Source organism: Ovoidimarina sediminis (genome assembly GCF_032586175.1).
GTDB lineage: Bacteria > Pseudomonadota > Alphaproteobacteria > Rhodobacterales > Rhodobacteraceae > Ovoidimarina > Ovoidimarina sediminis.
This window is the reverse complement of record NZ_JAWHTE010000001.1, coordinates 31,510-44,636: the sequence shown is the minus strand read 5'-3', so window position 1 is coordinate 44,636 and position 13,127 is coordinate 31,510. Positions and strand designations below refer to the sequence as shown.

Annotated in this window: 16 protein-coding genes; 8 read left to right on the top strand and 8 right to left on the bottom strand. The window is 64.4% G+C overall.

From position 1 onward, the window contains the following. Nucleotide 1 precedes the first annotated feature (1 nt). From RXV90_RS00250 to RXV90_RS00230, 5 genes are all read left to right on the top strand, one after another. On the top strand, nt 2-520 hold the full coding sequence (locus RXV90_RS00250) for a hypothetical protein (protein ID WP_316646218.1): 519 nt from the start codon (nt 2-4) through the stop codon (nt 518-520). Nucleotides 521-551: 31 nt separating this feature from the next. Then, nucleotides 552-1,508, top strand: a complete 957-nt coding sequence (locus tag RXV90_RS00245) for a Bug family tripartite tricarboxylate transporter substrate binding protein (RefSeq protein WP_316646217.1) — start codon at nt 552-554, stop codon at nt 1,506-1,508. A gap of 62 nt (nt 1,509-1,570) precedes the next feature. Continuing rightward, complete coding sequence (locus tag RXV90_RS00240) at nt 1,571-3,088, top strand: tripartite tricarboxylate transporter permease (protein WP_316646216.1); 1,518 nt, start codon at nt 1,571-1,573, stop codon at nt 3,086-3,088. After that, the gene (locus RXV90_RS00235; protein ID WP_316646215.1) at nt 3,085-3,690 is read left to right on the top strand and encodes an SAM-dependent methyltransferase; all 606 of its coding nucleotides are present in this window, start codon (nt 3,085-3,087) and stop codon (nt 3,688-3,690) included. The genes RXV90_RS00240 and RXV90_RS00235 overlap by 4 nt, the downstream gene beginning before the upstream one ends. A 207-nt stretch (nt 3,691-3,897) precedes the next feature. Next, the gene (locus RXV90_RS00230) at nt 3,898-4,674 is read left to right on the top strand and encodes a VPLPA-CTERM sorting domain-containing protein (protein ID WP_316646214.1); all 777 of its coding nucleotides are present in this window, start codon (nt 3,898-3,900) and stop codon (nt 4,672-4,674) included. 224 nt (nt 4,675-4,898) lie between these two features. Here the strand turns inward: RXV90_RS00230 and RXV90_RS00225 are convergent, their stop codons facing one another. The 3 genes from RXV90_RS00225 to RXV90_RS00215 all read right to left on the bottom strand — a co-directional run bounded on the left by RXV90_RS00225 (nt 4,899) and on the right by RXV90_RS00215 (nt 6,366). Continuing rightward, nucleotides 4,899-5,468 (bottom strand): EAL domain-containing protein, encoded by a 570-nt coding sequence (locus RXV90_RS00225; RefSeq protein WP_316646752.1) that lies wholly within the window; start codon nt 5,466-5,468, stop codon nt 4,899-4,901. A 30-nt stretch (nt 5,469-5,498) separates the two neighbouring features. Continuing rightward, a complete protein-coding gene (locus tag RXV90_RS00220) occupies nt 5,499-5,783 on the bottom strand; it encodes a GGDEF domain-containing protein (RefSeq protein ID WP_316646213.1) in 285 nt (94 codons plus the stop codon). A gap of 256 nt (nt 5,784-6,039) precedes the next feature. Next, nucleotides 6,040-6,366, bottom strand: coding sequence for a non-heme iron oxygenase ferredoxin subunit (locus RXV90_RS00215; RefSeq protein ID WP_316646212.1), 327 nt, complete (start codon nt 6,364-6,366; stop codon nt 6,040-6,042). A gap of 139 nt (nt 6,367-6,505) precedes the next feature. On the opposite strand from RXV90_RS00215, the gene RXV90_RS00210 reads away from it, so the two are divergent. The 3 genes from RXV90_RS00210 to RXV90_RS00200 are packed head-to-tail and all read left to right on the top strand — an operon-like array spanning nt 6,506 to nt 8,728. Beyond that, nucleotides 6,506-7,135, top strand: coding sequence for a cupin domain-containing protein (locus tag RXV90_RS00210; RefSeq protein WP_316646210.1), 630 nt, complete (start codon nt 6,506-6,508; stop codon nt 7,133-7,135). 1 nt (nt 7,136) lies between these two features. After that, complete coding sequence (locus RXV90_RS00205) at nt 7,137-7,739, top strand: cupin domain-containing protein (RefSeq protein ID WP_316646209.1); 603 nt, start codon at nt 7,137-7,139, stop codon at nt 7,737-7,739. Between the two features lie 20 nt (nt 7,740-7,759). Continuing rightward, entirely contained in the window at nt 7,760-8,728 is a 969-nt protein-coding gene (locus RXV90_RS00200; RefSeq protein WP_316646207.1) for an EamA family transporter, read from the top strand. Nucleotides 8,729-8,787: 59 nt separating this feature from the next. On the opposite strand, the gene RXV90_RS00195 is transcribed toward RXV90_RS00200, so the two are convergent. The 5 genes from RXV90_RS00195 to RXV90_RS00175 form a co-directional block, all read right to left on the bottom strand. After that, nucleotides 8,788-9,018: a hypothetical protein gene (locus RXV90_RS00195; RefSeq protein WP_316646206.1), complete on the bottom strand. Its 231-nt coding sequence runs from the start codon at nt 9,016-9,018 to the stop codon at nt 8,788-8,790. Nucleotides 9,019-9,121: 103 nt separating this feature from the next. Beyond that, a complete protein-coding gene (locus RXV90_RS00190) occupies nt 9,122-10,141 on the bottom strand; it encodes an amidohydrolase family protein (RefSeq protein WP_316646205.1) in 1,020 nt (339 codons plus the stop codon). Beyond that, nucleotides 10,138-10,836: a 4-carboxy-4-hydroxy-2-oxoadipate aldolase/oxaloacetate decarboxylase gene (locus RXV90_RS00185; protein ID WP_316646204.1), complete on the bottom strand. Its 699-nt coding sequence runs from the start codon at nt 10,834-10,836 to the stop codon at nt 10,138-10,140. Before RXV90_RS00185 ends, RXV90_RS00190 begins: the two co-directional genes overlap by 4 nt. A gap of 12 nt (nt 10,837-10,848) precedes the next feature. After that, nucleotides 10,849-11,826: a CobW family GTP-binding protein gene (locus tag RXV90_RS00180; RefSeq protein WP_316646202.1), complete on the bottom strand. Its 978-nt coding sequence runs from the start codon at nt 11,824-11,826 to the stop codon at nt 10,849-10,851. 123 nt (nt 11,827-11,949) lie between these two features. Then, nucleotides 11,950-13,053 (bottom strand): zinc-dependent alcohol dehydrogenase, encoded by a 1,104-nt coding sequence (locus tag RXV90_RS00175; RefSeq protein WP_316646201.1) that lies wholly within the window; start codon nt 13,051-13,053, stop codon nt 11,950-11,952. Nucleotides 13,054-13,127 lie beyond the last annotated feature (74 nt).

The following is a 13,127-nucleotide window of genomic DNA, read 5'->3' as shown; positions in this document are numbered from 1 at the left end:
CATGGCGCAGAGTGACATGTCCGAGGCCCCGCGCGCCGTCACGTCGATCTGGCCGCCCGTCGTGCTGCTGGTCTTCGCGGTGACGATGCTGGTGATTGCCTGGGGCTATCCGGCCGTGGCGGCGCGGTTTCCGGTGATGGTGTCGGTCGCGATGATCCTGCTGCTGATCCTCGATATCTGGAGCCGGACGCGCCTTCCCGGCGCGGCGGCCGTCGAGGCGTTCGGCGGCACCGGCTTCCGGCGGCGCGAGATGATGCACAACCCGAGTTTCGCGAACCAGGCCGAATGCATCGGCTGGATCGCGGGATCGTTCGCGCTGATGGCGACGGTGGGCATCCTCGCCGCTTCGCCGATCTTTGCCGCGGCCTATGTGCGGCTGCGCGGGAAGCGGAGCCTTGCGGTGGCCGGGGGTGTCGGCCTTGGCGTGCTGGCGTTCCAGATCGGTGTTTTCGAATGGGCCCTGGATTACGAGCTGTACCGGGGCCTTCTGTTCACAAAAGGAGGGGTTTCGGCGTGGTAGCGTCGGACAGGAACAACCAGGGAGGAAGACCATGAAGAAACTCTTTGCCACAGGGCTGGCCGCGGCAGCGCTGGCCGCATCGCCGGCGCTGGCCGATTTTCCGGAAGACGGGCCGATCAGCTTCGTCATCCCCTACAGCCCCGGCGGCGGGTTCGATACGATCGTGCGCCAGTTCGCCCCGGCGCTTGGCGAGGCGATGGGCGCGACGGTCGTGCCCGAGAACATTTCGGGCGCGGGCGGCACGCGGGGGGCGCAGTCTGTCTTCCGGGCCGACCCCGACGGCTACACGATCGGGATCTTCAATATTCCCGGTTTCACCGTGAACGAGGTTCTGGGCCGGGATCAGGGATTTGCCCTGTCGGAAGTGACATGGCTCGCGAACCTTGCGATCGCGCGCTATGCGCTGGCGGTGCCGGCGAGCAGCGATATCAACTCGGTCGAAGATCTGTGCGCCGGCGATGACCCGGTGAAATTCTCGGATACCGGCGCAACCTCGACCGCTTCGGTAACGACGCGGATCGCGATGTCGATCATCGGCTGCGATATCATCGACGTGACCGGGTATTCGGGTTCGAATGATGCGATGATCGCCGTAATCTCGGGCGAGGTGGACGCGACGATCAAGCCGATCTCGTCGCTGGCGAAATACCTTGAGGGTTCGGGCTCGGGCGATCTGAAGCTGATCCTGACCCTGTCGGCGGGCGAGCTTGTGGAGGGTGTGCAGAACGCCACCGATATCGGCTATCCGCAGCTTGCGAATTTCACGCTTGCGCGTGTGATCGGCGGCCCTCCGGGCATGCCCGCAGAGGTCGTTTCCGCACTTGAGGAAGGGCTGCGCGCCGCGGGCGAAAGCGAGGCCGTGACCTCCTGGGCCGAGGGCGCGGGCGTTGACCTCGAGTTCATGGGCGCGGCCGACACGACCGCGATGATGAACGAGCTGTCGACCTTCTATCAGCAATACGCCGACATCGTCGCCGTAGAGCAGTAAGGCAAGGCTGCGGCGCGCCGCGGAAGTTCGCGGCGCGCCGGCTTCGAGGGGCAGGCAGGCGCATGGGGCTTGACGCATTACTGGAGGCCTTTCTCGCCGTTCTGAACGGCGGAAGCTTCCTTTACCTGATGACCGGGGTGCTTCTGGGGCTGACCTTCGGGGTGATCCCGGGGCTGGGCGGGACAACCGCGCTCGCGCTTCTGATTCCGGTGACCTATACGCTCAACCCCCTGAACGCGATGTACCTCGCGGGCGGGGTGATGGGGGCCACGTCCTTCGGAGGCTCGATCTCGGCCATTCTGCTGAACACGCCGGGGACGGCGCCCAATGCCGCCACCACCTTCGATGGCTATCCCCTTGCGCGGCAGGGAAAGGCCGGGCTCGCGATCGGGGCGGCGGCCACGGCCTCGGCCCTCGGTGGGCTGATCGGGCTTTTCACGCTTCTGCTGTTCATTCCCGTCGCGCGGGAGGTGGTGCTGAGCTTCGGGTCGTCGGAATTCTTCCTGCTGACCGTGCTGGGCCTTGCCGCGATCGCGGTTTCGGTGAAGGGCAAGCTTCTGCGCGGGCTGATCGCGGCCTGCATCGGGCTTCTGATCGCCTTCACGGGCGCGAACCAGTTCACCGGTGACACGCGGTTTACCGGGGGGATCGATTACCTTTGGGACGGGATTCCGCTGGTGCCCGCCCTGACCGGGCTTTTCGCGATCTCGCAGATGATCGAGCTGGCGCTGAAGGGCGGGTCGGTCGCCGAGGAGGGCGGCACGGGCGAGGCGCTGAAGATGAAGATCACCGGCGTGGGCGCGGGCATCCTATCGGTGTTCCGGCACTGGACGGTGCTGTTGCGCGGATCGATCATCGGCACGGTGATCGGCGCGGTCCCCGGCCTCGGCGGGACGGTGGCGGCGTTCCTGAGCTATTCCTCGACCGCCCAGACCGCGAAGGACCGCGACACGTTCGGGACCGGCAACATCAAGGGCGTTATCGCGCCGGAATCGGCCAACAACGCGAAGGACGGGGGATCGCTGATCCCGACCGTGGCCTTCGGCATCCCGGGGTCGGCGGAAACGGCGATCTTCCTCGCCATTCTCGTACTGCACGGGATGGAGCCGGGACCGACGATCCTGCTGCAGCACGAGAAGGAAGTCTACGGGCTGATCGTGGCGCTGACGGTGTCCGCCGTGGCGGCCTCTGTGATTGGGCTTCTGCTGAGCCGCGTGCTTGTGCTGATCACGCGGATCGACGTGAACATCGTGGTGCCGGTGGTGGTGCTTCTGTCGCTGACGGGCGTCTACGTGCTGGAAGGCCGGATGGCGGATGTGCTTCTGGCGGTGGCCATGGGGATCTTTGGTTACCTGATGATCCGGTTCGACTATCCGCGGCTGACGCTGGTCATCGCCTTCGTCCTGGGGGAGACGGCGGAGCGGAGCTTCCATCAGGTGCGGTTGATTTCGGACGGGGAGGTGTTCGGCTACATGGTGGGGCGGCCGATCTCGATCATCCTGATGGTGGCGATCGTGATCACCTTCCTTCTGCCGACAATGCGGAGCGTTCTGGGACGGCGTGAAAGGATGCGGGGATGAACGAATACGACCGCTGGGAGGGCCGTTTCGCGGCCGAGCATTTCGTCTTCGGGACGGAGCCGAACGCGTTTCTGGCCCGCACTGCGGGGCGCATTCCGCCGGGATCGCGGGTTCTGTCGGTGGCCGATGGCGAGGGCCGGAACGGCGTGTGGCTGGCGGAGCAGGGCCATGACGTGCTGGCGCAGGATTTCTCGCCCACCGCGCAGGACAAGGCGCGGCGGCTGGCGGCCGAGCGCGGGGTGACGCTGGAGTGGGAGCTGTCGGATATCACGGCGCGCGACTGGGCGCCGGAGGCGTTCGACGCGGTGGTGGGGATCTTCTTTCAGTTCCTGCCGCCTGCGGCGCGGAGTGACGTGCTTGCAGGCATCGTGCGGACGGTGAAGCCCGGGGGGATCGTGCTGATCGAGGGGTACGGGCCGAAACAGCTTGACTACGGGACGGGCGGGCCGAAGGCGCTGGAAAACCTCTATACCGAGGCACTTCTGCGCGAGGCCTTCGCGGGGTTCAAGGAGGTCGAGACGGCGGCCTATGACGCGGAGATCGAGGAGGGGCCGGGGCATTCTGGGATGTCGGCGCTCGTCGATCTGATCGCGCGGAAGTAGGGGCCGCAACCGGCCCCGGACGGCCCGAAACCTGCGCGAGATTGCCTTGCCCGGCCCATGATCGGCATGTGTCGGACGTGCCGGAAAACGGCAGGATAGGCTGCGTGGTGTAAGGCGGCATGGGCCCATGAGGCCCTACTCACTTCAAAAAATCGGCAAAACGTGTTAGGACCCTTCAGTTAATAAGACGAATTTGGGGGACATTTCATGCGTAAAATCTTGGTTTATGCTGCCTGTCTTGTTCTGTCCGGCGTCTTGCCGGCGCAGGCTGTGACGGTGAACTGGATCGACTGGGAGACGTCCTCAGTCAGTCCGGATGGAACGTTTACGGCGACGGGGACGATCACCTCGGGTTCGGAAACGATCGGAGTGACCTACACCAACACCCAGGGCGTCGGGTTCTTTCAGAACGGCGAGTCGGGGAATACGATCGATTACTTCTCCGCCCAGGGCTCGAATTCACCCTATGAAAGCGGCGGTCCGGATGGCGTCGATAACCGTCCCCCCGGCGCAGAGATGATCGCGCTCGACACGGCCGGGCTTCAGACCCTGGAGTTTTCGCAAACGGTTGAGAACCTGTACTATTCTTTCGTGAGCATGAACGGGAACGGGTATTCGTTCAGCCAGGAGTTCGAGATCCTCAGCTATACGCGCGCCGATGTCGACGGTAACGGAACGGACAGCGATGGGTACTGGGGCGGCGGCCTTGTCGAAAAGGTCGACAACCTCGACGGGACGTTCTCGCTGAATGCGATTGCGGGGAATGGGACCGAACCCCACGGGACGATCCTGTTCACGGATACGTTCGACACGCTCACATGGGTCAGCCTGACCAGCGAGTTCTGGAACGGGTTCACGATCGGTGTCGAAGGAACGGACGCGCAGGTGCCCGACGATCCAACCAACGCCGTGCCGCTGCCGGCGGCCGCCTGGTTGCTTCTCGGGGCTCTTGGTGGCCTGGGGCTGGTGCGGCGTCGCGCCTGAGCGCGGGGCCGTATTCGGCATCGCTTCACGTGCTTGAACCTGTGGCGCCGGAGAGATCCGGCGCCGGGCCGCACGGAAGGGCCGGGGCATTCGGGGAGGTCGGCGCGGGGAGGCCTGCAATTGTCGATCTGAGCGCGTCGCAGCAGGGGCGCGGCAGCTTGGGCTGGGCCGTGTTGCCGGTCCCGGAGCTTCAGATGAGCTTCCGAGAAGGAGGTCGGATCTGGCTAGGCGGCGCGATTCTGCAGGGCCGTTCGCGGCTCCGGAAATCGGCAGGCCTTGCCGAACAGGTATCCCTGCAGCGTATCCACACCCAACGCCCGCAGGATCTGGGCCTGGGCCTCCGTTTCGACGCCTTCGGCAGTCAGCGGGATCTTCATCGCCCGACCTATGCCGACGATCGTGCGTAAAAGATCTTCACAGGAACGATCGGGCAGAGAGATGATGAATTTCTTGTCGCCCTTCATGCGATCCGGGCGCCGCTGGGTCAGCCCCACAACAGGGGCGTGACCGGTGCCGAAGTCATCGAGTTCGATTCCGATGCCGCGTTCCCGGATGGCGTCGAGTTCCCAGGACGTCAGGTCGTTCCGGTCGTCGAGCAAGACGGCTTCGACGATCTCGAAGACGAGCTTGGTCGCCGCGCCGGGCAGGCGTTCGATGGGCCGGCGCAGATTGGGATCGGTCAGCCGGGCGTAGCTTACATTCACGCTCAGTCTGGGAGGAATGAGGCCCTGATCTTCGAGTTCCCGCATGTAGGCGACGGATTTGGTGAGAATGCGGGAATCGATCTCGCTGATGAGCCCACCGGGAAAGCGCCTCGGCGCCGATCATCCTGTGATCATCAGAGGCGTGCTGGATCTGAAAGAATGGCTCGATCTCGTCACGGTTGAGCGCGTCGGTCGTTGCGAGGCTTTGCAGCTTCCGACCGCCTGAAGCACCGCATCTCCGACCGAGTGACCGCGAGAATCGTCGATTGCCTTGAAACCGTCGAGATCGATGCTGAACACGCTCGCGTCATCGTCCTTGAGCAGGATGTTCAGGGCGTCGCGAATGCCGCGCAGGTTGAGCAGGGCGGTCAGGTCATAATGGACCGCCTTGTGCTGGGCAATCAATCCGTCACGCGCCCAGAAACACCGGGAGCGCCGTGGTGGCGGCGAGAAGCAGAGCCTTAACGTCCATCGACCTATCCGAACCGATCGGCCGGTAAACTCGATGGAAAGCGTTGAAAATGCCCGAAGGTCTTCGTCAGATCCGCGCTTCGGTCGCTGCCGGCGGATCGACGCTCTGTTTCGATACGTCGGACGGTACTGAGGTGCGAACGCCGCGGGTGGCCCAGTCTACCCCGACACCGGGCCGGGGGCCGGCCGGTCACTCATCCGGCGCTTCGATCACCACGGCGGTATCATGGGGGACGACCTTGTAGGTCTTGAGCTTGACGATGCAGGGCGGGGCGACGATGGAGCCGTCGCGGATGTCGAACTTGCCCTGGTGGAAGTCGCACTCGATCACATGGCCCTCGAGATCGCCGTCGGACAGTTCGCCGGGCCCATGGGTGCAGGCGTTGTCGGTGACGTAGAACTGCCCCTCGACATGGTAGACGGCGAGCTCCAGATCCTCGTGTTCGACCTTGATGACCTCGCCTTCGGCGACATCGTCCTTGGCGCAGAGTTCGATCAGGTTCCCGGTGTCGGCCATGGTTCTCCTCACAGGTTGAGTCGGGGCAGATGTAACGTCCCGGGCGATGGGGAAAAGGCCTGAGGCAATACTGTTCCACATAGAGGAATGTTGTTCTGCAAGCGCGACTCTGTTACATCGAATCGCGGGAGGATAGCGCATGGACAAGAAGACGACAGACGACCCTCAGACCGATGCCGAAACGCCAGGGGCGGAGGCCGATGCGCCGGGCCCGGCGGGCTATTACCACAGCCAGAAAGACCGGATCTTCGTTCGCGGGATCCAGGGCGAATACAACCTGCAATGGGAGCTTGACCGGCTGCGGGCCATGCCGCGCGTGCGGAAGGCGCGGGAGATCAAGTTCGTCGACGGCCCGCAGGCCTATTCGCGCCATTACGTCGAGCCGAAGGACGGGATAAGCCAGCTGTTCCATCTGCATCTCGAGGAATACGGGCCGGGCGGGAAAAGCCAGAAGCACGGGCATGTGAACGAGGCCGCGTTCTATATCCTCGATGGCGAGGGTTACGAGATCCACGACGAGCAGCGCTATGACTGGAAGGCGGGCGATGTGGCGATCGTGCACAACAACTGCGTGCACCAGCATTTCAACGCCTCCGACACCAAGCCCGCACGGGCGCTGGTGCTGAAGACGAAGCCGATGTTCGTCTTCATGAACATGCTGTTCCAGAAGACCGTCGAGCCGCGCGAGACGACGCCCGCCCCGGGGGGCGAGGATTTCGAGGTGCGCGAGGAGGAAGAAGATTTCAACCACCCGAAGGAGGGCTATTGAGATGGCGTGGGGGGAAACGAACGCCTGGATCGACGGGACGGAAAACGCGCCGCTCTACCAGGATCTGCTGGATGACGCCGCCGCGCGGCCCGCGCGGGACGCCGAGCGCAAGAAGATCATCCACCCGAACGAGATGCCCTGGGAGATGTCGCGCCAGGGGCTTCTGAAGCACCTGATCAACGAGGCGATGAACACCCGGATGGAAACCGTCGACGCCTATATGCAGATCATCCCGCCCGGATCGAAATCCGGCAAGCACCGGCACCTGGCGGAGGAGTGCCTGTATGTGCTGGAGGGCCGGGGATACGACCTGCACCAGGATTGCGAGGTGGAAATCACCGACGAGTATTTCTGGAAGCCGCAGGACAAGGTTTCGAAGTGGGAATACGAGGCGGGTGACGTGATCTATGTGCCGCCCAATACGATCCACCAGCATTTCAATGCCGATCCCGAGCGGCCCCTGCGCCTGATCTCCTGCATCAACCGGATCTTCAAGAATTCCGGGCTGAACGATCTGGAGCAGATCGAGAATGCGCCGGAATACGACCCCGATGTCACGCTGACACCCGAGCTTGTGCGCGAATTTCTGCGGGGCAAGGGGTGAGGCCGGGCTGAGGCGCTCCGATGCTCGGTGCGCTTCTCGCGCTCGGCTCTGCCGCGTTCTTCGGCCTGAACAACGCCGCGGTGCGCCGCGGCGTCGTCAAGGGATCCGTCCTGCAGGCCATGGCGATCACGGTGCCTTTCGGGGTGCCGATGTTCGTTCTGTTCGCCGCGCTCATGGGCGGGTTCGAGGCGATGTGGGCCTGGGACGTCGCGCCGTGGACCTGGATGACGCTGGCCGGGATCGTGCATTTCGTCTTCGGGCGGTACGGGAACTACAAGGCCACGCAGCTTCTGGGAGCGACGCTGTCAACGCCCATTCAGCAGGTGTCGATCCTGGTTTCGCTGGTGCTGGCCTTCGCGTTTCTGGGGGAGACGGTGAACCTCGTGAACGTGATCGGAATTCTTCTGGTGGTGGTGGGGCCGATGGTGGTGATGCGCCGGCGGAAGGCCACGACGGCGGCGGGGAAGGCCAAGGGGTTCGAGCCGCAATACGGGCCGGGGCTGTTCTGGGGGGCGGTCTGCGCCTTCGGCTATGGGACCTCACCGCTTTTCATCGCGCTCGGGATCGGAGAGGGCGGGATCGCGTCTTCCGTGGGAGGGCTTCTGGTCTCCTACACCGCCGCGACGCTGGTGGTGCTGGTGATCGTGGCGCTATCGGGCGGGTTTGCCGCCCTCGGGCCCTTCCGGCGGGAGACGGCCGGCTGGTTCCTGGTTTCGGCGGCGTCCGTGGGGCTGTCGCAGTTTTTCCGCTATGTCGCGCTGGCGGTGGCGCCGGTGGCGGTGGTGGTGCCGATCCAGCGGCTGTCGGTGGTATTCAGGCTGATCTTCAACGCGATGATCAACCGCGAGCACGAGGTGTTCGACCGCTGGGTGGTGGCGACGATCCTGATTTCGGTGGTGGGGGCGGTGGCGCTTGCGGCCGATACCGGGATGCTTCTGGGTTGGCTCGGGCTGTCGGGCGCCGGCTGGCTGGCGGCGCCTCTGTTCTGAGGGAGCGAGACGCGAACGCCCCCGTGCGGGGGCGTTTCGGGTGGATCGCCGGAGGCCGTTCAGGCCGCGCGGAGGATGTTCACCGCTTCCATGGCCGTGCGGCCCAGGGTTTCACGCTTCAGCCCCATGGCGGCGAGTTCCGCATCGGATTTGGCCGCGAGCGCGGAATAGATGAGATAGGCCTTGAAGCCCGAGACGAGGCCGAGCGGATCGACCCGGAATGCCCCCGGGGCGAAGGCATTGGCGATGGCGCGGATATCGACGCCCTGGCGTGCTGCAACGGCAGTCATGAACCGAATTCTCCTTCTTTGCTGCAGTGCAACATAGGGAGAATCCGTTAATCCTCAATTGATTGAGGTCAAATTCATAGCGGCTATGCCGCAGGTGCATTGCTCAGAGGCCGCGGGATTTCAGATGCCGGTCGAGCCTGGGATAGACCCGGCGTGCATTGCCTTCGAACACCTTGGCACGATCGGCCTCCGACAGATCGAGGGCGTCGATATAGCGCTTGGTGTCGTCGAAGTTGTGGCCGGTTTCGGGATCGACCCCCTTGACCGCGCCGAACATTTCGGAGGCGAAGAGAATGTTCTCGACATCGATCACCTTGAACAGGCAGTCGATCCCGGCCTGGTGGTAGACGCAGGTATCGAAGAAGACGTTCTTCATCACATGCTCGCGCAGCGGCGGTTTGCCCATCATGTCGGCGAGCCCCCGGTAGCGCCCCCAGTGATAGGGCACCGCGCCGCCGCCATGGGGGATGATCAGCTTCAGATCCGGGAAGTCGGAGAAGAGATCGCCCTGCAGGAATTGCATGAAGGCGGTGGTGTCGGCGTTGATGTAATGCGCGCCGGTCATGTGGAAGTTGGGGTTGCATGAGCCCGAGACGTGGATCATCGCGGGCACTTCAAGCTCCACCATCTTTTCGAAGAACGGATACCAGGCGCGGTCGGTGAGCGGCACGCCTGTCCACATGCCCCCCGTGGGATCGGGGTTGAGGTTGCAGCCGACGAAGCCAAGCTCCTCGACGCAGCGGGTGAGTTCCTCGATCGCGTTCTCGATGGGCGCGTTCGGGTTTTGCGGAAGCTGGCAGACGCCGACGAAGTTATCCGGGAAAAGCTGCGTGACCCGGTGGATCATGTCGTTGCAGTGGCGTGTCCAGGTTTTCGACACGGCCTCGTCGCCGATATGGTGGCCCATGCCGGAAGCGCGGGGGCTGAAGATCGTCATGTCCGCGCCGCGATCCTTCAGCGCCTTCAACTGGTTGCTGGCCACGCTTTCGGCGATCTCGTCATCCGAGATCTCGGGGAAGGCGGGCATGGCGCCGCCCGCCTCGAAGGCCGCAATCTGGGCCTTGCGGTACTCCATGAACGGTTTCGGTTCGGTGGTGTAGTGACCGTGGCAGTCGATGATCATGCGCCGTTCTCCCAATCGGCCTGGGTGATATAGGTCAGGCCCTTCGCTTTCAGCCGTTCTCGCATGTTGTAGATGTCGAGGCCAAGCTCGCCCGCGACGTAGCGTGCGCGGTTCGCCTCTTCCTTGTCGATGCGGGCCTGGGCGGCGGCCCTGACCGCGGCTTCGGTGCCCCGGGGGACGACCACGACGCCGTCATCGTCGGCAACGATCACGTCGCCCGGATTGACGATTGCGTCGCCGCAGGAGACGGGCACGTTCACGTCGCCCAGCGTTTCCTTGACCGTGCCGTGGGCGCAGACGGAGCGCGACCAGACCGGGAAACCGAGCTTTTCGAGATCGGCGATGTCGCGGCAACCCGCGTCGATGATAAGGCCGCGAACGCCCCGCGCCTGAAGGACGGTGCCGAGGAGATCGCCGAAATAGCCGGAATGGGCCTCGGCGATGGTGGCGGCGACGAGGATGTCGCCCGGCTGGCACTGTTCGGCGGCGACGTGGATCATCCAGTTGTCGCCCGGGGGCAGGGTGCAGGTGACGGCGGTGCCGGAAATCGCCGCGCCCTTGTAGATCGGTCGCAGGCGCTGGTGCATCAGGCCGATGCGGCCCTGCGCCTCGTGGACGGTAGCGACGCCGAACTCGGCAAGCGACGCCGCGGCTTCGGCATCGGCGCGCTTGATGTCTGTGACGACGACGGGCATGGGCGGGCTCCTTCAGGCTGTGACGTGGGCGCGGGCGGCCAGAAGGCCGTCGCGGATTTCGGTTTCGTCGAGATCGCGGCCGATGACAACGAGCTTCGTGGAGCGCGGGGCAGCGCCCCAGGGCGCGCCGTGGTCGCCTTCATACATCATGTGAACCGACTGGACGATGACCCGGCGATCCTCGCCAGCGATGTTCAGGATGCCCTTGAGGCGGAGGATCTGTTCGCCCTTCAGCATGAGCAGGCGTTCGAGCCAGGCCTCTACGGAAGCTGCGTCAAGAGGGTCGTCCAGCACTATGGAAACACTTGATATTCCACTGGCCGCAACATGGTCGTGGTGATCGTGGTCATGATCGTTCACGGGGGCCAGATCGGCCGCCACGCGATCAAGCGAGAAACTGTCGGTGCCGATGACGTGGGCCGGATCGATGCGGCCCCGGTCAGTGCGGTAGAGGGCCGCGTGCGGGTTCATGGTGCGAAGCGCCGCTTCGGCGGCATCCGCGTCGGGCGCGCCGGTGACCTTGTTCAGGACGATGACGCTGGCGAGTGCCACCTGATCGGCCGCGTCGGCGCTGTCGGCGAGGCGCGCGCCGATGTGATGGGCGTCCGCCACGCAGATCACGGCGTCGAGCCGGGTGCGGGCGGCGATCTGCTGATCGGCGCCGAAGGTCTGTATTACGGGCGACGGGTTCGCGAGGCCCGTCGTCTCGATCAGGATGCCGTCGAGATCGGGGGCGGTCTTCATGAGGCGCCTGAGCGTGCGGATCAGATCGCCCCGAACAACGCAGCAGAGGCAGCCCGAGGCGAGTTCGATAAGTTCCTCTTCGCCACTGTCGATGAGATCGCCGTCGATGCCGATATCGCCGAACTCGTTGACGATGACCGCGAAGCGCCTGGGGGGAGCTTCGGAAAGGATGTGATTGAGAAGGGTGGATTTTCCCGCGCCGAGATAGCCGGTGAGGACGGTGATCGGGGTTCTGGCGTCAGACATGGCGCAACGCTGTGTGATGCGGATAGGGCATGCCCGCGCCGCGAGGTGGGCAATATGCCCGCCCTGGCGGGACGGTGAGGGCATGCCCGATGGTGCCCATCGGGCGGAACGCCTGGGCGGCCCTCAGAGCCATGGCATCAGCGACACGTGGATCACGTCGCCAGAGCCGCCCACCGCCTTGATCGCGTCATGTGTCTGTTCAAGGCCGAAGCGGTGGGTGGTGATCAGATCGAGCGGGAAACGATCGGAATTGAGCTGCTGCAGCGCCTGTTCGCAGGACTGGTAGTTGTGCCCGCGGGCGCATTTCACGGTGACGTACTTGTTACAGAGCTTGGCGAGCGGGAAGTTCGGGAATTCCGCCACTTCCTGCTGCACGAGAAGGGTGCCGCCCTTGCGTTTCAGCGCTTCGAGCCCGAGAAGAAGAGGCGCGGTGCCAGCGCCCGCCGTGCAGTCGAGCGCGACGTCGACGCCCTCGCCCCCGGTGATCTCGGCAATGCGTTCGACCGGGTCTTCCTCTTCCACGTTGATCGTGTAATCGGCGCCGAGTTTCTTCGCCACGTCGAGGCGTTTGGCGTCCTTCGTGGTGCCGGTCACGATGATGAGTTCGGCGCCCGCCTGCTTGCCGGTGACGACCTGGGAAAGACCCTGCTGGCCCGGCCCCTGCACCAGAAGCTTCGTCTGATATCCGACACCGCAATCGAACAGCGCCCACTGGATGCCATTGGCCATGGGCGTGACCACGCCGGCGAGTTCGGGCGAAAGCCCGTCGGGCACCTTGTGGAGGACCGAGTTCCAGGGCAGATACATGTATTGCGCGAAGCCGCCCCAGAGATGCGGCGCGCGCGTCATCGGCGTGTAGCCGAAGCGGATGCCGTCGGGGTTCTTGCGCCAGTCGGTAGCAAGGCAAAGCCGGTAATCGCCCCGGTGGCAGTGTTCGCAATTGTAGCAGCCCACGTAATGCTCGGCGAAGACGCGGTCGCCTTCCTTCAGGCCCCGGCGCTTCTGGAAGGTCTTTCCAGCCTTGGCGATGATGCCGATATTCTCGTGCCCCATGATGACGGGATCGTCGATCGGGGGCTTGGAATAGAACTTCACGTCGGTACCGCAGATGCCCGCGACCTCGATCTTCAGAAGCGCGCCGTCATCGGGAATATCGGGCATGTCGAATTCGCGGAACTCCGTCCGCTCCGGCCCGGTTCTGACGGCGGCGACCACCTGTTCGGCCATCCCTCAACCCTCCCTGGATCGGCTCTCAATAGCCGTTGACCCTTGGCTAGCAAAGCGCCAGACTGCAAGCAAGA